At 63.7% G+C, this 18,739-nt stretch carries 18 protein-coding genes; 3 read left to right on the top strand and 15 right to left on the bottom strand.

The annotated features are described in order from the left end of the window. Position 1: 1 nt before the first annotated feature. From YH64_RS26275 to YH64_RS26265, 3 genes are all read right to left on the bottom strand, one after another. Positions 2 to 1,189 (bottom strand): GGDEF domain-containing protein, encoded by a 1,188-nt coding sequence (locus YH64_RS26275; RefSeq protein ID WP_046807168.1) that lies wholly within the window; start codon positions 1,187 to 1,189, stop codon positions 2 to 4. A 25-nt stretch (positions 1,190 to 1,214) separates the two neighbouring features. Further along, positions 1,215 to 2,141, bottom strand: a complete 927-nt coding sequence (locus YH64_RS26270; protein WP_046807169.1) for an SPFH domain-containing protein — start codon at positions 2,139 to 2,141, stop codon at positions 1,215 to 1,217. A gap of 87 nt (positions 2,142 to 2,228) precedes the next feature. Continuing rightward, entirely contained in the window at positions 2,229 to 2,666 is a 438-nt protein-coding gene (locus tag YH64_RS26265; RefSeq protein WP_046807170.1) for an NfeD family protein, read from the bottom strand. Between the two features lie 169 nt (positions 2,667 to 2,835). On the opposite strand from YH64_RS26265, the gene YH64_RS26260 reads away from it, so the two are divergent. Further along, complete coding sequence (locus tag YH64_RS26260; RefSeq protein ID WP_046807171.1) at positions 2,836 to 3,573, top strand: glutamine amidotransferase; 738 nt, start codon at positions 2,836 to 2,838, stop codon at positions 3,571 to 3,573. 94 nt (positions 3,574 to 3,667) lie between these two features. After that, the gene (locus tag YH64_RS26255) at positions 3,668 to 4,561 is read left to right on the top strand and encodes a bifunctional transcriptional activator/DNA repair enzyme AdaA (RefSeq protein WP_052946116.1); all 894 of its coding nucleotides are present in this window, start codon (positions 3,668 to 3,670) and stop codon (positions 4,559 to 4,561) included. Positions 4,562 to 4,646: 85 nt separating this feature from the next. Here the strand turns inward: YH64_RS26255 and ppsA are convergent, their stop codons facing one another. Next, positions 4,647 to 7,013, bottom strand: a complete 2,367-nt coding sequence (ppsA, locus tag YH64_RS26250) for a phosphoenolpyruvate synthase (protein ID WP_046807172.1) — start codon at positions 7,011 to 7,013, stop codon at positions 4,647 to 4,649. Positions 7,014 to 7,194: 181 nt separating this feature from the next. On the opposite strand from ppsA, the gene YH64_RS26245 reads away from it, so the two are divergent. Further along, entirely contained in the window at positions 7,195 to 8,022 is an 828-nt protein-coding gene (locus YH64_RS26245; RefSeq protein ID WP_046807173.1) for a pyruvate, water dikinase regulatory protein, read from the top strand. Between the two features lie 61 nt (positions 8,023 to 8,083). Here the strand turns inward: YH64_RS26245 and YH64_RS26240 are convergent, their stop codons facing one another. From YH64_RS26240 to rseP, 11 genes are all read right to left on the bottom strand, one after another. Further along, complete coding sequence (locus tag YH64_RS26240; protein WP_046807174.1) at positions 8,084 to 8,554, bottom strand: DUF2846 domain-containing protein; 471 nt, start codon at positions 8,552 to 8,554, stop codon at positions 8,084 to 8,086. Continuing rightward, entirely contained in the window at positions 8,551 to 8,919 is a 369-nt protein-coding gene (locus YH64_RS26235) for a hypothetical protein (protein ID WP_255444757.1), read from the bottom strand. Before YH64_RS26235 ends, YH64_RS26240 begins: the two co-directional genes overlap by 4 nt. A gap of 387 nt (positions 8,920 to 9,306) precedes the next feature. After that, the gene (locus YH64_RS26230) at positions 9,307 to 10,095 is read right to left on the bottom strand and encodes an RNA methyltransferase (RefSeq protein WP_046807175.1); all 789 of its coding nucleotides are present in this window, start codon (positions 10,093 to 10,095) and stop codon (positions 9,307 to 9,309) included. Further along, complete coding sequence (gene rnhB / locus YH64_RS26225; RefSeq protein ID WP_046807176.1) at positions 10,092 to 10,700, bottom strand: ribonuclease HII; 609 nt, start codon at positions 10,698 to 10,700, stop codon at positions 10,092 to 10,094. The genes YH64_RS26230 and rnhB overlap by 4 nt, the downstream gene beginning before the upstream one ends. After that, positions 10,687 to 11,883, bottom strand: a complete 1,197-nt coding sequence (gene lpxB / locus YH64_RS26220) for a lipid-A-disaccharide synthase (RefSeq protein WP_046807177.1) — start codon at positions 11,881 to 11,883, stop codon at positions 10,687 to 10,689. The genes rnhB and lpxB overlap by 14 nt, the downstream gene beginning before the upstream one ends. Then, entirely contained in the window at positions 11,880 to 12,674 is a 795-nt protein-coding gene (gene lpxA, locus YH64_RS26215; RefSeq protein WP_046807178.1) for an acyl-ACP--UDP-N-acetylglucosamine O-acyltransferase, read from the bottom strand. The genes lpxB and lpxA overlap by 4 nt, the downstream gene beginning before the upstream one ends. After that, on the bottom strand, positions 12,675 to 13,130 hold the full coding sequence (gene fabZ, locus YH64_RS26210) for a 3-hydroxyacyl-ACP dehydratase FabZ (RefSeq protein WP_006219108.1): 456 nt from the start codon (positions 13,128 to 13,130) through the stop codon (positions 12,675 to 12,677). It lies immediately after the preceding gene. Between the two features lie 67 nt (positions 13,131 to 13,197). Beyond that, entirely contained in the window at positions 13,198 to 14,295 is a 1,098-nt protein-coding gene (gene lpxD, locus YH64_RS26205) for a UDP-3-O-(3-hydroxymyristoyl)glucosamine N-acyltransferase (RefSeq protein ID WP_046807179.1), read from the bottom strand. Positions 14,296 to 14,312: 17 nt separating this feature from the next. After that, the gene (locus tag YH64_RS26200; RefSeq protein ID WP_046807180.1) at positions 14,313 to 14,873 is read right to left on the bottom strand and encodes an OmpH family outer membrane protein; all 561 of its coding nucleotides are present in this window, start codon (positions 14,871 to 14,873) and stop codon (positions 14,313 to 14,315) included. A 109-nt stretch (positions 14,874 to 14,982) separates the two neighbouring features. Continuing rightward, positions 14,983 to 17,316, bottom strand: a complete 2,334-nt coding sequence (gene bamA, locus YH64_RS26195) for an outer membrane protein assembly factor BamA (protein WP_046807181.1) — start codon at positions 17,314 to 17,316, stop codon at positions 14,983 to 14,985. 53 nt (positions 17,317 to 17,369) lie between these two features. Next, entirely contained in the window at positions 17,370 to 18,701 is a 1,332-nt protein-coding gene (rseP, locus tag YH64_RS26190; RefSeq protein ID WP_046807182.1) for an RIP metalloprotease RseP, read from the bottom strand. Positions 18,702 to 18,739: the final 38 nt, after the last annotated feature.

Here is an 18,739-nt window from a genome sequence, read left to right as displayed (position 1 = left end):
TTCAGGCCGCGGCCGGCATGACCAGGCGCTCTGCCTGCTCGGCCGGCCCCACGATGCGGTTGCGCCCCGCCGCCTTGGCGGCATAGAGCTTGCGGTCGGCGCGTTCGAAAAACACTTGCAGGTTTTCGCCGGGCACCCATTCGGCCACGCCCGCGCTGAACGTGTACGAAATGGTGCTGCCGCCATGCGCGCAAGGCGTGCGCCGCACGGAATCGAGCAAGCGCGCCGCCACATCCAGCACGGCGTCGCCGCGCATATCCGGAAACAACACCCCGAACTCCTCACCGCCCACGCGCCCGACATGGTCGCCCGTGCGCAAGGTGGCGGTGGCCAGCAGGCCAAAATGGCGCAGCACGGCATCGCCCGCCACATGGCCATGCGTGTCGTTGATGCGCTTGAAATGGTCGATATCCAATAGCAGCAGGGTCAGCGGACGCCGCGTGCGCAGCGCCTGCGCGCAATAGCGTTCGGCCTGCAACCACCACGCCTTGCGCGACATCAGGCCCGTCAGGAAATCGGTGTTGGCCTCTTGCTCGCGGTCGGCCAGCATGCGGTCGTGGATGATCATGATGGTGCCCAGCGTCAGGCACGGCATGATCAGCACGCCCAGCGTCAGGAAGGCGATGTTCCAGACGTTTGGTTCCATCAAGGATTCGGGCAGCGCCAGGTCCAGCGCGTAGATCGCGGCCCGCAACGCACAGACGGCGGCCGAGATCAGCGCCACGGCCCACACGAAGCGATAGCTGTAGCGCGAACGATGCACCGGCATATTGCGCTGGACGGTGACCGCCACCGCAATCAGAAAGCCCATTTGCAGCAGCGACATCGCCACGATGCGAGGGTTGATGCGCCAGTCCACATACGTATAGGCCAGCAACACCACCAGCGCCACCAGGCATGCCAGCGTCATCAGGTGCTTGGGCACGCTAAGCCCCAGCAAGCGCCGCACGCCCGAGTAATACGAAAACAGCGCCAGGCCCACGGCCGCGTTGGGCACCACGACCGACACCAGCCAGGGCGCCGATGTGTTCTGAAGCGCAAACGTAAAAAACGCCAACAGCGTAAGCAAGTTGGCGCGTATGGTTTCGCGGATGCCGGCCATGCCGCTGCGAGCCAGCGACCCCAGCACGCAGAGCGATAGCACCCCCGCCAGTGCTGCTATCAGAAGCAAATTAACGGGAGCGATCATGGGCGGCGCGCCGCTAGGCGCGGTATCAGGTGTTGCGCGTGGACTTCACGATGGTCATGGCCGAGGCGATCATGCCGCCCACGTCGGACATGTTGGCCGGCAGGATCAGCGTGTTGCCTTCCTTGGCCACGTTGGCGAATGCCTCGACGTAGCGCTCGGCCACCTTCAGGTTCACCGCTTCCATGCCGCCCGGCTGACGCACGGCATCGGCCACTTGGGTAATGGCCTTGGCGGTGGCTTCGGCAATGGCCAGCACCGCGGCGGCCTCGCCCTGGGCCTGGTTGATCTGTGCCTGCTTCTCGCCTTCGGAGCGGGCAATGGCGGCTTCACGTTCGCCGGTGGCGATATTGATCTGTTCCTGGCGGCGGCCTTCCGAGGCCGCGATCAGCGCGCGCTTTTCACGTTCGGCGGTGATCTGCGCCTGCATCGAACGCAGGATTTCGTTGGGCGGCGTCAAATCCTTGATCTCGTAGCGCAGCACCTTCACGCCCCAGTTCAGCGCGGCTTCGTCCAGCGACGACACGATGTTGCTGTTGATCGAATCGCGTTCTTCGAACGTGCGGTCCAGTTCCATCTTGCCGATGACCGAGCGCAAGGTGGTCTGCGCCAGCTGCGTGATGGCCGAAATGTAGTTCGACGAACCATACGATGCGCGCATCGGGTCGGTCACCTGGAAATACAGCACGCCGTCCACTTGCAGCTGCGTGTTGTCACGCGTGATGCAGACCTGGCTGGGCACGTCCAGCGGGATTTCCTTTAGCGAATGCTTGTAGGACACGCGTTCGATGAAGGGGATGACAAAACCGGCACCCGGCGACAAGACACGGTCGAACTTGCCCAGGCGTTCGACCACCCAGGCGTGCTGTTGCGGCACGATGGCGATCGACTTGATGACGATCAGGATCGCCAGCGCGACGACGACGAGCAGGACGATAGTGGATGTATCGATCATGATTGAAACCTCTTCTGAGTTAATGCGATGGCGTCGGACAACAAGCCCCCGATGCCTGCTGCGGGCCGCGCGAGGCGCGAGCCGGTCTTACCTGGTTGAACCCGGCGCCCCCGTGGGCTTGAGCACCAGGGTCGAGCCACGCAGTTCGGTAATGGTGTGTTCTCCCGCGTGGGGCGCGTGCCCGGGGGCCAGTTCGGCCTGCCAGTGCGCGCCGCGATACCAGACACGCGCCGTGCGCTGTTCGGACCACGATTCCACGGAAACCGTCTGGCCGATGTCCAGGTTCACGTCGGCGTTGCGCGCCGAATTGACCTCGCGCTTTTTCAGCACGCGCGTCTTGCGCAGCGCCAACAGACCCAGCATCAAGACCACGCCGCACGCCACCAATTGCCATTCAAGCCCGGTGCCAAGCCACGCGGCAGCGCCGGCCGCTGCCAGCCCCAAGGCCACCAGCAGCAAATAGAAAGTACCCGTCGCCAACTCCCCGATAAGGGCCAGCGCGGCCAGTCCCAGCCAGATCCACATAGTCTTAACGTCGCCTGAAAGGATGATTCGTGAGCGGATTGTACGTATTTCCGGGACGTAACGGGAAAGCCCGTTGGCCTCGGTCCCGGCGGCGCTGGATTATGATGTGCGCCTGACGCGACGATCCCACCCGGATGGCCCGCGTCCGCCTTTTCAAGCACATCGATCCATGACCGCTGCAACACCTTCCGCCCTACCCGTCCTGATCCTGCATACCGGCGATCCGGACGACACGCTTAAAAGCCAGTTCGGCGGCTATGCCGAACAACTGACCCAGGCCGCCGGCCTGACGGCCGACGCGGTCGAAATCGTTGCCGTGCACGAAGGCCAACGCCCACAATCGCCGGCGCACTATCGCGCCGCCCTCATCACCGGATCGCCCGCCATGGTTACCGATAAGGAACCCTGGAGCGAAGACACGGCCGCCTGGCTGCGCGAGGCCGCCGCCGCCGAGCTGCCCATGTTCGGCGTGTGCTACGGCCACCAGTTGCTGGCTTATGCGCTGGGCGGCAAGGTGGGCTACAACCCGGCGGGCCGCGAAGTCGGCACGCAAACCGTCGAGCTGCTGCCGCCGGCCTCGGGCGACAAGTTGCTGGCCGGCCTGCCCGGCACGTTTCCCGCCCAGATGCTGCATGCCCAGACCGTGTTGCAGCCGCCGCCCGGCTCGGCCGTGCTGGCGCGCTCGGACCTGGACGAACACCAGATGATCCGCATCGGCCGCAATGTGTTTTCGACCCAGTTCCATCCCGAATTTGGCCCCGACTTCATTCGCGCCCACCTGGATCGCTATGGCCGTCGTTACGCGGCGGAAAACCTGGACCTTCCGGACCTGACCGCGAACGTGCGCGCCACGCCCGTGGCCGGGGGGCTGCTACGCCGCTTCCTGGACGCTTACGCGCCGGCCTGAACGGCGGCGCGCAACATCCGGAGTGCGGGGCGAGTCGGCAACTGAGACCATGAACCTAAAGCGCAATCCATTACGCGCATGTCAGGAGTCTTCGATGAGCCCCATCGCCGCCGCAAGCAAGCAGCCGCCCGCCGCAGCCGCAGCCGGTTTAAGCAAACAGCTAGTAAGCAAACAGCATGCCGCCGTCGTCGAACGCGCCTGCCGCGCCCTTGAGGCGGAGCAGCCGCCCGACCTGTCCACGCTGGCCGAACAAGCCGGCATGAGCCGCTTTCACTTTCACCGCGTATTCAAGGCAGCCACCGGCATCACGCCCAAGGCCTACGCCAACGCGCTGCGCGCCGCCCGCGCGCGCCAGCAACTGGAAAGCAGCGCCAGCGTCACCGACGCGATGTACGACGCCGGCTTCAACTCCAGCGGCCGGTTCTACGAAGCCGCCCCCGCCATCCTGGGCATGACGCCCACCGCCTTTCGCAAGAACGGCGCAGGCATCGACATCCGCTTCGCCGTGGCGCAGTGCTCGCTGGGCGCCTTGCTGGTGGCGGCCACCGGCACGGGCATCTGCGACATTTCGCTGGACGCCGACCCGGAACACCTGGTCCGCAACCTGCAAGACCGCTTCAAGGCCGCCCGCCTGATCGGGGCGGATGCCGAGTTTGAGACCTGGGTTGCCGCCGTGGTGAGCTTCGTCGAAGACCCGTCGCGCGGGCTGGACCTGCCGCTGGACGTGCGCGGCACCGCTTTTCAGCGCCGGGTATGGGAAGCACTGCGCGACATTCCGGTGGGCACCACGGTCACCTACACGCAAGTGGCCGAACGCATCGGTGCGCCCAGCGCCGTGCGGGCGGTGGCGCGCGCCTGCGCCACCAACTCCATTGCGCTGGCCATCCCGTGCCACCGCGTGGTGCGCACGGACGGGTCCATGGCGGGTTACCGCTGGGGCATCGACCGCAAGCGGGAATTGATCGCGCGCGAATTGAAAGCGGCGTAGCGCTCCCGCCCCCGCATCGTGCGCCAAAGAAAAAACCCCGCATCCTGATCGGACGCGGGGTTTTTTATTGGAACGGGCCAGGCGCTTATTGCTTGGCCAGACGCTGCCAGGTGTCGACAACCGTATCCGGGTTGAGCGACATCGACAGGATGCCTTCGTCCTTGAGCCATTGCGCGAAGTCGGGGTGGTCGCTGGGGCCTTGGCCGCAGATGCCCACGTACTTGTTGGCGGCCAGGCAAGCCTTGATCGCGCGGCGCAGCATGAACTTCACGGCTTCGTCGCGTTCGTCGAAGTCGGCAGCCAGGAGCTCCATGCCGGAATCGCGGTCCAGGCCCAACGTGAGCTGGGTCATGTCGTTGGAACCGATCGAGAAGCCGTCGAAGAATTGCAGGAATTCGTCGGCCAAGATGGCGTTGGACGGCACTTCGCACATCATGATCAGCTTCAGGCCGTTTTCACCGCGAGCCAGGCCATGCTTGGCCAGCAAGTTCACAACCTTTTCGGCCTGACCCAGCGTGCGCACGAACGGCACCATGATTTCAACGTTGGTCAGGCCCATGTCGTCGCGAACCTTCTTGAGCGCTTCGCATTCCATGCGGAAGCACTCGGCGAAGTCCTCGGCGATGTAGCGCGAAGCGCCACGGAAGCCCAGCATGGGGTTCTCTTCCTCGGGCTCGTAGCGCGAACCGCCCACCAGCTTGCGGTATTCGTTGGACTTGAAGTCCGACATGCGCACGATGACCGGCTTCGGGTAGAACGCGGCGGCAATCGTGGCCACGCCTTCGGCCATCTTTTCAACGAAGAACGCGCGCGGGCTGGCGTGCCCACGGGCAGCCGATTCAACGGCCTTCTTCAGTTCGCCGTCCACGTTCGGGTAGTCCAGGACTGCCTTCGGGTGGATGCCGATGTTGTTGTTGATGATGAATTCCAGACGCGCCAGGCCGACGCCGCCGTTGGGAATTTGCGCAAAGTCGAACGCCAGCTGGGGGTTGCCCACGTTCATCATGATCTTCAGATCGATGGCGGGCATTTCGCCACGGCGCACTTCTTCGACTTCGGTTTCGATCAGGCCGTCATAGATGCGGCCTTCGTCGCCTTCCGCGCAAGACACGGTCACGGCCTGGCCTTCCTTGAGCAGGTCGGTGGCGTTGCCGCAACCCACCACCGCCGGAATGCCCAGTTCGCGCGCGATGATCGCCGCGTGGCAGGTACGGCCGCCACGGTTCGTGACGATGGCCGAGGCGCGCTTCATCACGGGTTCCCAGTTGGGATCGGTCATGTCGGTGACCAGCACATCGCCCGGCTGGACCTTGTCCATGTCGGAGATGTCGCCCACCACGCGCACGGGGCCGGCGCCGATCTTCTGGCCGATCGCGCGGCCGGTAATCAGGACCTGGCCGGTGGCCTTCAGGCGGTAACGCTGCTGCACGTCGTTCACGCCCTGCTGCGACTTCACCGTTTCCGGGCGCGCTTGCAGGATGTAGATCTTGCCGTCAACGCCGTCACGGCCCCATTCGATGTCCATCGGGCGCTTGTAGTGCTGCTCGATGATGACGGCGTAGCGAGCCAGTTCGTTGACTTCGTCGTCGGTCAGCGAATAGCGGTTGCGCTCGGACACGGGCACGTCAACGGTACGCACCGCGCGGCCTTCCGGACGCTCGGGGTCGAATTCCATCTTGATCAGCTTGGAACCGATGCGGCGGCCGACGATGGGGAACTTGCCTTGGGCCAGCGTGGGCTTGAAGACGTAGAACTCGTCGGGGTTGACGGCGCCTTGCACGACGGTTTCGCCCAGGCCGTAGGACGAGGTGATGAACACCACGTCTTCAAAGCCCGATTCGGTATCGATGGTGAACATGACGCCGGCGCTGCCCTTGTCGGAACGCACCATGCGCTGGATGCCGGCCGACAAGGCCACATCGGCGTGGGCGTAGCCCTTGTGCACGCGATAGGAAATGGCGCGGTCGTTGTACAGCGAGGCGAACACGTGGCGGATCTTGTCCAGCACGTCGTCGATGCCCACAACGTTCAGGAAGGTTTCCTGCTGGCCGGCGAAGGACGCATCGGGCAGGTCTTCCGCCGTGGCGGACGAGCGCACGGCAAACGAGCCCTTGCCGTCAGCGTCGAGCTTGGCAAAGGCTGCACGGATTTGTGCTTCGAATTCGGCCGAGAACGGCGCTTCGACGATCCATTGGCGGATCTGCGCGCCGGCGGTGGCCAGCTCGCGCACGTCTTCGGGGTTCAGCGTGGTCAGGCGTTCAGCGATGCGCTTGTCCAGGCCCGAGGCCTTCAGAAAATCACGGAAGGCGTCGGCGGTCGTGGCAAAGCCGCCCGGCACGCGGACGCCCGCGCCAGACAGCTGGCTGATCATTTCGCCTAGTGATGCGTTCTTGCCTCCTACCGAGTCCACGTCCGTCATGCGGAGCTGCTCGAACAAAACAACATACGACATTGAAGTCACCTTTTACAATGGAATGAAAGCGAGTTAGGTCAAAGCACGAAACAAGCACAAAAACTGCTTTTTTCAGACGCTGACCAAACTGGCCTTGGACCGCCCTTGGGGTGACTTATAGGGGCCTGATTGTACTCGGTGGAGTACCCTGGGCTATCTGACTGGTTGGAATTTTTTACACATGACATCTACCCCGATCGCACGCACGGTATACATCGTTTCCGACAGTACCGGCATCACCGCCGAGACCTTCAGCCAGTCGGTGCTGTCCCAGTTCGAAGAGGTGGAATTCAAGCCGATTCGGCTGCCGTTCGTCGACACCCTGGAAAAGGCCGCCGAGGTCGCCATGCGCATCGACCGCAGCGCCCTGGAAGCCGGTGTGCCCCCGATTGTGTTCAGCACCTTGGTCAACCCCGAGATCCTGGCGCGTGTTCGTCAGGCGAACGGCATCTTCATGGACCTGTTCGGCACCTTCGTCAGCCATATCGAGCAAGCGCTGGGCCTGAAGTCCAGCCATTCGATCGGCCGGTCGCACATGCAGGCCAATTCCGAAAAGTACCGCAACCGTATCGACGCCATCAACTTCAGCCTGGCTCACGACGACGGCCAGTTCGTCAACCAGCTGGACCAGGCGGACGTCATCCTGGTGGGCGTGTCGCGCTGCGGCAAGACCCCCACCAGCCTGTACCTGGCGATGCAGTACGCCATCAAGGCCGCCAACTTCCCGCTGACGCCGGACGATTTCGAACGCGGCACCCTGCCCTCGACCATCGCCCCGCACCGCGCCAAGCTGTTCGGCCTGTCGATCCAGCCCGAGCGCCTGGCGGAAGTTCGCAACGAACGCCGCCCCAACAGCCGCTATTCCCAGCTGGAACAATGCCGCTACGAAGTGGCGGAAGCCGAACGGATGATGCGCCGTGAAGGCATTTCGTGGCTGTCCAGCACCACCAAATCGATTGAAGAAATCGCGACGACGGTGTTGCAGGAAGTGGGCCTGGATCGGGGCTGAAAAAAACTTGGGCGCACCCATGGTGCGCCCAAGCTTGGCCTATTCAAAAGATGGGCGTGGGTCAGAAGCCCGGCATCCGCTCGGGACTTGCCGCGCCCCAATACCGCAGGCCACGCATCTCGTTTTCGGCGAGTTCTGGCGGGTCGACCAGTTGCATCGACAACTTGCCTACGGCACCGGTGGCGCCGTACACCTCGGCCATGACGCGCACATATCGCGTCTGCCCCGGGTCCAGCATGAAGCTCACGCCGTCGCCCGTCCAATGCAGGTTGGTGACCACATAGCTGCCGGCGGGTCGGTCAACAAAGAAAAAGCTGCCCGGCTTGTTGCGGCCGACCACAACATCGTTGACGCGCAGTTTCTGCTGCGCCGCCGCCAGGTTGGTGGGCTGCGGCTGATAGAAATAGATCCGCCCATTGCCTTCGGCGATCGGGGGCAAGCGCCCATGCAATGCATCAAACTTCGGGCCCGCGCATCCGGCCAGCAACACGGCGACGGCAACTGCCGCCACACCCTTGATCCACGACTTCATTGACGCATCTCCACAGGCAAAGTGACGGGACGAGACAGCGCCATATAAGCGCTTTCGCCCGGCAGGTAAAAACCCAGCAGCTTGCCGGATGACGCCACCAGATAAGCCTCACCCTGCCGTCGGGTCTGAATGGTGAACAAGCCGCCCATCGAACGGTAGACGTCGCCTTGCGGCAACGCCCCGACGCGGCGCCACTGCGACGCCGCGGGCAAGGTCACGCTGCTGTCGTTCGGCAAGGCCGCGATGACGACGCGCGACAGCTGGATGGTGTGGACCGGGTCGGCAGAGGCCACGGGCGTCATGCCGACTTTCTGCGTGCTGACCGACATGCACGCGTTCAGTGCAAGCGCGCAGGTGGAAGCCAATAGCAGCGCCCGGCCGACGTGTGCCACACGTGTCACACCCGCCCGCGCCATCCATGCCTTCAGTTTCGGAACCGGCGATGCCGCCATAGCCATCTCGCAGAAATTTAAAGCGTGAAGTATATGAGTGCGACCGGATTTTACAAAACGTGCGGCTTCAAAAACGCACGGACTGGCGGTCGTGCCGGCCTGCGGTCCAAGAGCGCAGGCGACTTGAAATCACCTTCATGTTTGGGCCTGTTTGTTCGTCCGGTGGATTCTCCGCTGGATCGTCCGCGTGCCGTGGGTGCGACGTATGTGCGCCAGGTCCGCGTCTTAAGCAATGCGCGAGTATAAGCGGGGCCGGATCAACGAATCGGCTCAAAAAAAGGACGAAAAATGACGGCGTCGTCAGTATTCCGCGCGGGCAAGCGCTTGGCGCCGCTGCTCGAACAGGCAGATCGCGGCAGCCGCGCCGACGTTCAGGGACTCGACGGCGGCCATGTCGTGGGGGATGCAGACCTTGAGCCGGGCGGCGGCCAGCAAAGCGGGATCCACGCCTTGACCCTCGTGCCCGAAGACCCAGGCGCACCGGGCCGGCAACGCGCCTTCGTACAGGTTCTGTGCGCCGTCCAGCGCGGTCGCTACCAGCGGCACGCGTAGGCTGGGCAACAAGGCGGGCAGGTCAACGTGTTCGTGGATGGCCAGCGCGAAGTGCGCGCCTTGGCCGCTGCGCAACACCTTGGGCGACCACGCGGCGGCGGTACCCGTTGCCAGGAACACACGTTTCACGCCCGCCGCCGCGCAGGTGCGCAGCAGCGTGCCGACGTTGCCGGGATCTTGGATACGGTCGAACAGCACGCAGTTTTCGTCGATGTCGGCCGGCAATTCCAACGGCGTGGGAGTGACCAGAAAGGCCACGCCCTGCGCGCTTTCCACGCTGGCCAGCGACTGCATCAGGCGCGCGTCCAGCGCCAGGCAGCGGGCGTCGGGAACCGCGGCTGCCAATGCGGCGATATCGGGTTGCGCCAGGCGATCCACATCGAAGATGGCCTGGTCCGGCGCATCGTGGTGCTGCAACCAGGCCTGGCACAGGTGCACGCCGTCCAGCAACACGGGCGCGCCGCGCTTGCCGGCCGTGCCGGCCAGTTTGGCCAAGGCCTTGACCGCCGGATTGTCGCGGGAACTGATGTGCTTCATGACGCCAGGCCAAACGCCTTGATCGGAGCGAAGCTGCGGCGGTGTTCCGCGCAAGGGCCGTGTTCGCGCAGCATTTGCAGGTGCAGCGCGGTGCCGTAGCCCTTGTGCTGGTCAAAGGCGTATTGCGGATACAGGCTGTGCAGGCGCACCAGATCGGCATCGCGCGCGGTCTTGGCCAGGATGGAGGCAGCGGAAATTGCCGGCACCAGCGCATCGCCCTTGATGACCGTCTGCACGGTGCAACCCAGCTTGGGCGCCTGGTTGCCGTCCACCAAAGCCAGTTGCGCGGGCAAGGACAAGCCCTGCACCGCCCGTTGCATGGCCAGCATCGTGGCCCGCAGGATGTTCAGGGTATCGATTTCCTGCACGCTGGCACTGGCAACGCACCAGGCCAGGGCGTATTCCTGGATCTCAAGCGCCAGCGCCTCGCGGGTGGCGGCTTTAAGCACCTTGGAATCGGCCAGCCCATCGATGGGCCGCGCCGGGTTCAGGATCACCGCCGCGGCATAGACCGCGCCGGCAAGCGGGCCACGGCCCGCCTCGTCCACGCCCGCCGTCACCATGGCGGGTTGCACGGGGGCCGCGAACAATTCAGGCTGCTCCACCCGCCACCTCCAGAATCGCCTGGGCCGCCAGGGCCGGCGTGTCGCGCAGCAATTCCTGGTGCATGGCGGTAAAGCGGGCCTCGACGCGGGCGATCAGCGCATCGTCGGTCAAGGACGCCCAGGTCGCCTCGGCCAGCTTTTCGGGCGTTGCGTCGTCTTGCAGCAATTCAGGCACCGCGAAATCGCGCAACAGCACATTGGGCAGGCCCACCCACGGCAGGTAAGGCCGCTGCTGCCCCGACTTCCACGTCATGATGCGGCGCATCCAGGGCGACAACACGTACGAAATCACCATGGGGCGCTTGTACAGCGCCGTTTCCAACGTGGCCGTGCCGCTGGCCACCAACACCGCGTTGGCCGCTTCCATCACGGACCAGGCCACGGGCGCCTTGCGATCGCCGCCGGCGCCATGCAGGTCGTCGGCGGTAATGCAGCGAAGGCCGGGCACCGGGTGCTGAGCCAGAATCGCCTGGAATTCGGCGCGGCGCTGGTCGTTAACCATCGGCACGACGCACTGCAGGGCGGGATCTTTCTTCATCAACAGCTGGGCAGCCTGCAAAAAGCGCGGCGCCAGCAGGCGGATTTCGGACGAACGGCTACCGGGCAAAATCGCCAGCACGCGCGCGTTCGGGTCGATGCCCAGGCTTGCGCGCGCGGCGGCGCGGTCCGGCTGCATCGGGATGGCGCCGGCAAGCGGGTGGCCCACGTAGGTGACCGGAATGTTTTCCTTGCGGTAGATCTCTTCCTCGAACGGGAAAAGCACCAGCATGTGCGACACGGATTCACGGATCTTATGAATGCGTTCGTAGCGCCACGCCCAGATGGACGGGCCGACGAAATGCACCGTAGGGGTACCGGCCAGGCGTAGCTGATGTTCCAGCCGCAGGTTGAAGTCGGGGGCATCGATGCCCACGAAGACCTTGGGCGGCTCGGCCAGCCAGCGGCGCTTGACGTCGCGATAGGTGCTCAGCAAGCTGGGCAGGCGCTTGAGCGCATCGACGTAGCCGAACACGGTCAGCGCGTGCATGGGATGCCAGGCGTCAAATTCGCGGGCCTGCATTTGCGGGCCGCCGATGCCTTCGCACTGCACGCTGGCATCGCGGGCTTGCAGACCGGCAATGATCCGACCGGCCAGCAAGTCGCCCGAAGGCTCGCCGGCCACCATGCCGATCCGAGTGTTCATGGGCGAATGATGCCGCGCGAGGCGACGTCCAGGAAATCCAGCAGCGTTTGCAGATGCTCGGCCGCTTCGGGAATTTCTTGTTGGCGCTTGTGCAATTCAGCGCGCGCCGCGTCCAGCGGCAAACCACGGCGGTAGATGATCTTGTAGGCTTCGCGCAGGGCCGAAATCATCACGGGGGTAAAACCGCGACGCTTCAGGCCTTCGACGTTGATGCCCACCGGCCGGCACGGGTTGCCCGACGCCAGCACGAACGGCGGCGTATCCTGCATCAACGAGCTGTTGCCGCCCGTCATGGTGTGCGCGCCCACGCGTGCAAACTGGTGCACGCCGGTCAGGCCGCCGATGATGGCCCAGTCGCCCACATGCACGTGGCCGCCCAGTTGCACCGAGTTGGCCAGAATGGTGTGGCTGCCAACGTGGCAATCATGCGCCACGTGCACATACGCCATGATCCAGTTGTCACTGCCCAGCGTCGTTTCGCCGCCATCTTGGACGGTGCCCGTGTTCAGCGTGACAAATTCGCGCACGGTATTGCGGTCGCCGATCGTCAGGCGCGTCTTTTCACCGGCGTACTTCTTGTCTTGCGGCATGCCGCCGATCGAGCAGTAGCGGTAAAAACGGTTGTCGCGCCCGATGGTCGTGACGCCGTCAACCATGCAGTAGGGGCCGATTTCGGTCCCTGCTCCGATGGTGACGTCTGGCCCCACCATTGCGAACGGGCCGATTACGGCGCTCGGGTCAATTTTTGCCGCCGGATCAACGACTGCGGTGGGATGGATGTTTCCTGCCATTTACTCTTCCAGGCTGCGAATCGCGCACATCAGCTTGGCGGACGCCACTTCTTGTCCGTCGACCGTCGCGCGCGCGGCGTACTTACAGATGCTGCGGCTCAGACGTTCGGCTTCGACTTCGATGCGCAGTTGATCACCCGGCACCACGGGGCGGCGGAAGCGCGCGCCGTCGACGCCGACCAGATAGTAGGCCGTCTTGGAGCTATCGCATTTGAGGCCGCCGTTTTCGTCCGTGAACGAGAACAGTGCCGAAGCTTGCGCCATGGCTTCCACGATGAGCACGCCCGGCATCACCGGATGGTGGGGGAAGTGGCCGTTGAAAAACGGTTCATTGATCGAGACATTCTTGATGGCGACAATAGACTTGCCGGGCACCATTTCGACGACGCGATCAATCAGCAGCATCGGATAACGATGCGGCAGCCTCTCCATGATCCCCTTGATGTCGAGTTCCATTTTTCTATGCTTTCCTGCGAGATGAAATAATTTTGGCGCGTGCACGCCCAGGCGGCAATTGCGCGCTCTAGTCTTTTTCCAGCGTGCGCACGCGGCGGCGCAGTTGCGCCAACTGTTGTATCACGGCGGCGTTGCGCTGCCAGTCGCCATGCTCGGCATACGGGAACACCCCGGTATAGCGGCCTGGCTTGGTGATGCTGGAGGTGACCGCCGTGCCACCTGAGATGTGCACGTCGTCGCCCAAGGTCAAATGGCCCGATAGCATCGCGGCGCCGCCGATGGTGCAGCGTTCGCCAATGGTGGTGGAGCCGGCGATGCCGACGCACGCCGCCACGGCGGTATGCGCGCCGATGCGCACGTTGTGCGCCACCATGATCTGGTTGTCCAGCTTGACGCCGTCCGACACCACGGTGTCGTCCAAGGCGCCACGGTCGACGGTGGTGTTGGCCCCGATTTCGACATCGTTGCCCACGGACACGCCGCCCAGCTGGGGAATCTTGCCCCAGGCGCCCTGCCCCAGCGTCGGGTCCGGCGCAAAGCCGAAACCGTCGGCGCCCAGCACGGCGCCGCTGTGAATGATGGCCCGCTCGCCCACTTTCACGCCTTCGTAAAGGGTGACATGTGCGTGCAGGCGGCTGCCCGCGCCAATGGACGAGCCCGCCCCGACCACGCAGCCCGGTCCCAGGACCGTGTCGCGACCGATGCGGGCGCCCGCCTCGACCACGCAATTGGGGCCGATACGCACGCCCTCTTCAAGGACGGCGTCGGGCGCAACAACGGCGGACGGATGCGTGGAACCCGGCAACGCAGGACGACGCGCCGCGTCGAACCATTGGGCCACACGGGCATACAGCAGATAGGGATGTTTGCAGACGACCAGCGCAAAGGGCGGCCGATCGGCGCCCTGGGCTTCCAGCGCCTCGGCCACGTCGGCCGAGACGATGACCGCCCCGGCTTGCGTGGTGGTCAGTTGGCTCTGGTAGCGGGGGTTGGCCAGGAACGTGATTTCCTGGCTACCCGCCGAAGACAGCGTCCCGATACCGCAGACCTTGAAAGGTTCTGCGCCCTGGGGCGCGCTGATGCGCCAGTCCATACCCTGGGTATTGGCGGCGCTCAACAGTGCTTCAAGAGTCGGCGCGCGAGCAAGATCCAGTAAAACCGGCATGGTGTGACGGGTGCTGCTTACTTGCCCAGGCTCTGAATCACCTTGTCGGTGATGTCGATGCGCGGGTTGACCGTCACGGCGTCCTGGATGATCAGGTCGTAGCTTTCTTGCTCGGCGATGCGCTTGATGGCCTCGTTGGCCTTCGTGACGATGCCCGAGAACTCTTCATTGCGGCGGCGGTTGAAGTCTTCCTGGAATTCACGACGCTTGCGTTGCAGGTCGGTATCCAGGTTGGACAGTTCGCGCTGGCGCTTGACGCGGTCGGATTCCGACAGAACCGGAGCGTCCTTGTCGAACTTTTCGGCTTGCGAACGCAGGCTGTTGTTCAGGCGCTGGAGCTCGTCGTCGCGCTTCTTGAATTCCGCTTCGATCTTGCTTTGCGCCGTCTTGGCCGGGCCCGATTCACGCAGGATCCGCTCGGTGTTGACGAAGCCGATCTTGGTGTTTTGAGCCTGCGCGGGAATCGCAGCAGCCGAACCGAGAATGAGAGCACCCACCAGGGCAATGGAGCCGCCCAGCTTGCCACGGCGCTTGGCGCGCGGCGTATTCGATGATTTAAGTGCGAAATCAGACATCATGAAAATCTCACCTTCCAGTAAGGCAAAGCCAAAGTGTGTATTGTGCCACTAAACAGCAAGGGAGCCGGGCCATGGGGCCCCTCCCTTGTTTTCAAGCGTAACGGCGCGCTTAGAAACCGGTACCGATCTGGAACTGGAAGCTTTGCTTGTCGTCACCCTGCTTGGAGTTCAGCGGACGCGCGTAAGACAGCTGCAACGGTCCCATCGGCGACTGCCACGACAGGCCGACACCCGCCGAGAAACGCCAGCCGCAAGGATCCTCGACCTCGGTGTTGTTGCGGCCACGGGTGCAGCTCAGACCACTGCCGGCAGCGACCTGGCCTGCATCGCTGAAGATGAACCAACGCAGCGTGCGGTCCTTGGTGGCGCCCGGGAACGGCAGATACAACTGCGCGTTGGCCACGACACGACGCGTACCGCCCAGGTAATCGCCGGTCAGCGTATCGCGCGGACCCAGCGACGACCCTTCATACCCGCGAACGGTGCCGATACCGCCGGCATACACGTTCTTGATGACGGGGTAATTCTTGCTGCCGTAGCTGTTGCCCCAATCGACCATGCCGTTCAAGGCCAGCGTGTACGAGCCACCCAGCGGCACGAAGTACTGCTGTTGGCCGGTCAACATCGTGTATTGCAGGTCGACGGTGGATACGTCGGCCTTCAGGCGCGTGTACGAGCCCTTGGTCGGCGCCAGCGCGCTGTCACGCGTGTCCTTGGACCAGCCGGTGCTGAAGATGACCGCGTTCGTCGAATCGCCGTACTGACTTACGAAGTCGCGGTAGGCCTGCGGCGAGTTCGTGAACAGGTCGATCTGGTTGTGTTCGTAGTTGGCACCCAGGAAGATCCGGTCGTATTCCGAAATGGGAATGCCGAAGTTCATGCCCAGGCCGAGCGCCTTGACGCGGTAGTCGCCGTCGTTGTTGTTCCAGGGCTCGGTCACGCGGTAGTACGCGGACGTCGTGCGGCTGATGCCTTCCTTGGTCCAGTACGGGTCGGTGTGCGACAGCACGACCGCGCGGTTCGTCTTGCTGGTGTTCAATTGCAGCGTCAGGTTGGTGCCGCTGCCGAAAACGTTGTCTTCGCTGATACCGGCCGACAGAATCGCCTTTTCGGACGAACCGTAGCCCACGCCCAGGTTGATCATGCCGGTGGGCTTTTCTTTCACGTCCACGTTCACATCGACCTGGTCGGGCGAACCGGGGACGGGATCGGTCTTGACGTTGACGTCGCTGAAATAACCCAGGCGGTCGACGCGGTCGCGGGACGTCTTGATGTCCTTGGCGTCGTACCAGGCGGCTTCCTGCTGGCGCATTTCGCGGCGCACGACTTCGTCGCGCGTGCGGGTGTTGCCACCGATCTGGATGCGGCGCACGTACACACGGCGGCTCGGGTCGACGTAGAACGTCAGGTCGGCTTCGTGCTTGGCGCGGTCCAGCTGCGGATTCGGGTTGACGTTGGCGAACGCGTAGCCCAATTCGCCCAGGTAGTCGGTAATGGCCTTGGCCGAGTCGTTGGCCTTGGCGGCCGAGAACGTCTCGTTGGGCTTGGTCTGCACCAGGGCGTTGATTTCCTTATCCAGGCCCAGCAGATTGCCGGCCAGCTTCACGCTGCGCACCTTGTAGGGCTCGCCTTCGTGAACGGTAATCGTAATGCGGATGTCTTTGCGGTCAGGCGAAATGGTGACCTGCGGGGGCTCGACCGTGAACTCCAGGTAACCCTGGTCCAGGTAGAACGAACGCAGGCGCTCAAGGTCGCCTTCCAGCTTTTCGCGGGAATACTTGTCGGTATCGGTGTACCAGGTCAACCAGCCCGGCGTCGTCAGCTTGAACTCGTCAAGCAGGTCGCTTTCCGAGAAGGCCTTGTTGCCGACGAAGCGGATTTCCTGGATGCGGGCAACCGACCCTTCAAACACGTCGAAGCTCACGCCCACGCGGTTACGCGGCAGCGGCGTCACGGTAGAGGTGACTTCAACGCCGTACTTGCCCTTGGACAGGTATTGCTGCTTCAGTTCGTATTCCGCGCGCTCGAGCATCGAGCGATCGAAAATGCGGCCTTCGGCGAAACCGACCTGCCCCAGCGACGTGGTGATCGCCTTGGAGTCGAATTCACGCATGCCGTTGAAGTTGACGGAGGCGATGGTCGGGCGCTCTTGCACGACGACCACCACGACGTTGTTGTCCGTCTGGATTTGCACGTCGGTGAAAAAGCCCGTGCCGTACAGGCGACGGATGGCTTCGGTGGCCTCTTCTTCGGTGAATTTCTCGCCCACCTTGACGGGGAGATAACCGAAGACGGTGCCGGCGTCAGTCCGTTGAATACCCTCTACGCGGATATCCCGCACGACAAAAGGGTCGAAGGCTTGGGCCATGGCCGGCAGCATTAATGCGGCGATGAGACCCGGCAGTACACCCTTTTTGTGATGAAACATCCGGCGAAAAGACATCCTTGAGTATCCTCGGTCGTGCAAATGGCGGGGGATTTTATGCTAAATCGCGTTTACGTGAATAAACGCGTGAAATCGTTGAACAGCGCAAGGCCCATCAGGCCTGCCAATAAACCTATGCCGGCGCGCTGTCCGATATCGATCCACCTCGCTGGCGGCGGGCTACCCCGCACAATTTCGACGAGATAGTACAGCAGATGGCCGCCGTCCAGCATAGGAATGGGCAGCAAATTTAGTACGCCCAGGCTGATACTGATCAAGGCAATATAGGCGATATACGCAACAATGCCGATCCGGGCGGTCTGGCCGGCGTAGTCGGCGATGGTGACCGGGCCGCTGACGTTGCGCCACGAGACATCGCCGGTGACCATGCGGCCCATCATGCGCAGCGAGAACCAGGCGGTATCCCAGGTGCGGACGGCACCGCGCCATACGCTTTCGAACAGGCCATAGCGAACGGTGACCATCGGCACGTCGCCGCCCAGTTGCACGCCCAAGCGGCCGATTTCCTGGCCGTTGACCGTTTCAGCGCGCGGCGTCACGTTCAGCGAAATATTGGCGCCATCGCGCAGCAGGGTCAGCGTCAGCGTCTGCCCGGCGCTTTGCTGGATTTGCTTGATGACCGAGCCCGTTTCCGGCGTGGGCTGGCCGTTGATGGCCACGATCAGGTCACCGGTACGCATGCCCGCCGCCTGCCCTTCGCCGCCGTCGTTCACGGCGCGCACGCCGGGCTTGGGCTGGGCCAGGCGGATACCGGCAGCTGCAAGGGGATCGCCCGAGGACGGGTCCATGGCGTTGGGCGGCAGATTGAGCTCGCGTTGCTGGACGGCGCCAGACGGGGTGCTGACTTCGATCAGCGCGCGGCCGCCGGTGGACATGACGTCCATCAGGCGCCAGCGCGCGTCGGACCACGAAGCAATTTCCTGGCCATCCACGGCCAGGATGCGGTCGCCCGCAAGCAGGCCGGCATTTGCAGCGGGCGTCTCGGCAGCGGGTTGGGCGATGATGGCCTGCGGTTCGTCCGTGCCGGCCATGTTCAGGCCGGCGTACAGGAAGACCGCCAGGATCAGGTTGAAGATGGGGCCCGCGGCAACGATGGCAATGCGCTTGCCCACGGATTTGTTGTTGAAGGCGCTGGCGGCCTCGGCTGGGCTGGCCCCGGCGGGCGCGTCGTCCTGCATTTTGACGTAGCCGCCCAGCGGCAACGCCGAAACGGCCCATTCGGTGCCGTTTTTATCCGTGCGACGCAAGATGACCTTGCCAAAGCCCAGCGAAAACCGCAGCACCTTGACGCCGCAAAGCCGAGCCACCCAATAGTGCCCCAGCTCATGGAAGGTGATCAGGGAGCCAAGCGCTACCGCAAAGGCCAGCAGGGTGAAAAGCATCGGGATCGGGATCTAGGGAATCAGAAGCAAGCGGGGCC

Source organism: Achromobacter sp. LC458, assembly GCF_001005835.2.
Classification (GTDB): domain Bacteria; phylum Pseudomonadota; class Gammaproteobacteria; order Burkholderiales; family Burkholderiaceae_B; genus Achromobacter; species Achromobacter spanius_B.
The sequence above is the reverse complement of the archived record's forward strand: the minus strand, read 5'-3'. Positions and strand labels throughout refer to the sequence as shown.

Bases quoted from the DNA above. Each gene is read 5' to 3' on its own strand.
- lpxA (WP_046807178.1), bottom strand. From the start codon at position 12,674: ATGGCAGGAAACATCCATCCCACCGCAGTCGTTGATCCGGCGGCAAAA.
- rseP (WP_046807182.1), bottom strand. From the start codon at position 18,701: ATGCTTTTCACCCTGCTGGCCTTTGCGGTAGCGCTTGGCTCCCTGATC.
- YH64_RS26230 (WP_046807175.1), bottom strand. From the start codon at position 10,095: ATGAAGCACATCAGTTCCCGCGACAATCCGGCGGTCAAGGCCTTGGCC.
- lpxB (WP_046807177.1), bottom strand. From the start codon at position 11,883: ATGAACACTCGGATCGGCATGGTGGCCGGCGAGCCTTCGGGCGACTTG.
- YH64_RS26265 (WP_046807170.1), bottom strand. From the start codon at position 2,666: ATGTGGATCTGGCTGGGACTGGCCGCGCTGGCCCTTATCGGGGAGTTG.
- YH64_RS26270 (WP_046807169.1), bottom strand. From the start codon at position 2,141: ATGATCGATACATCCACTATCGTCCTGCTCGTCGTCGTCGCGCTGGCG.
- YH64_RS26245 (WP_046807173.1), top strand. From the start codon at position 7,195: ATGACATCTACCCCGATCGCACGCACGGTATACATCGTTTCCGACAGT.
- ppsA (WP_046807172.1), bottom strand. From the start codon at position 7,013: ATGTCGTATGTTGTTTTGTTCGAGCAGCTCCGCATGACGGACGTGGAC.
- YH64_RS26240 (WP_046807174.1), bottom strand. From the start codon at position 8,554: ATGAAGTCGTGGATCAAGGGTGTGGCGGCAGTTGCCGTCGCCGTGTTG.
- lpxD (WP_046807179.1), bottom strand. From the start codon at position 14,295: ATGCCGGTTTTACTGGATCTTGCTCGCGCGCCGACTCTTGAAGCACTG.
- YH64_RS26275 (WP_046807168.1), bottom strand. From the start codon at position 1,189: ATGATCGCTCCCGTTAATTTGCTTCTGATAGCAGCACTGGCGGGGGTG.
- YH64_RS26200 (WP_046807180.1), bottom strand. From the start codon at position 14,873: ATGATGTCTGATTTCGCACTTAAATCATCGAATACGCCGCGCGCCAAG.
- bamA (WP_046807181.1), bottom strand. From the start codon at position 17,316: ATGTCTTTTCGCCGGATGTTTCATCACAAAAAGGGTGTACTGCCGGGT.
- fabZ (WP_006219108.1), bottom strand. From the start codon at position 13,130: ATGGAACTCGACATCAAGGGGATCATGGAGAGGCTGCCGCATCGTTAT.
- YH64_RS26260 (WP_046807171.1), top strand. From the start codon at position 2,836: ATGACCGCTGCAACACCTTCCGCCCTACCCGTCCTGATCCTGCATACC.
- YH64_RS26255 (WP_052946116.1), top strand. From the start codon at position 3,668: ATGAGCCCCATCGCCGCCGCAAGCAAGCAGCCGCCCGCCGCAGCCGCA.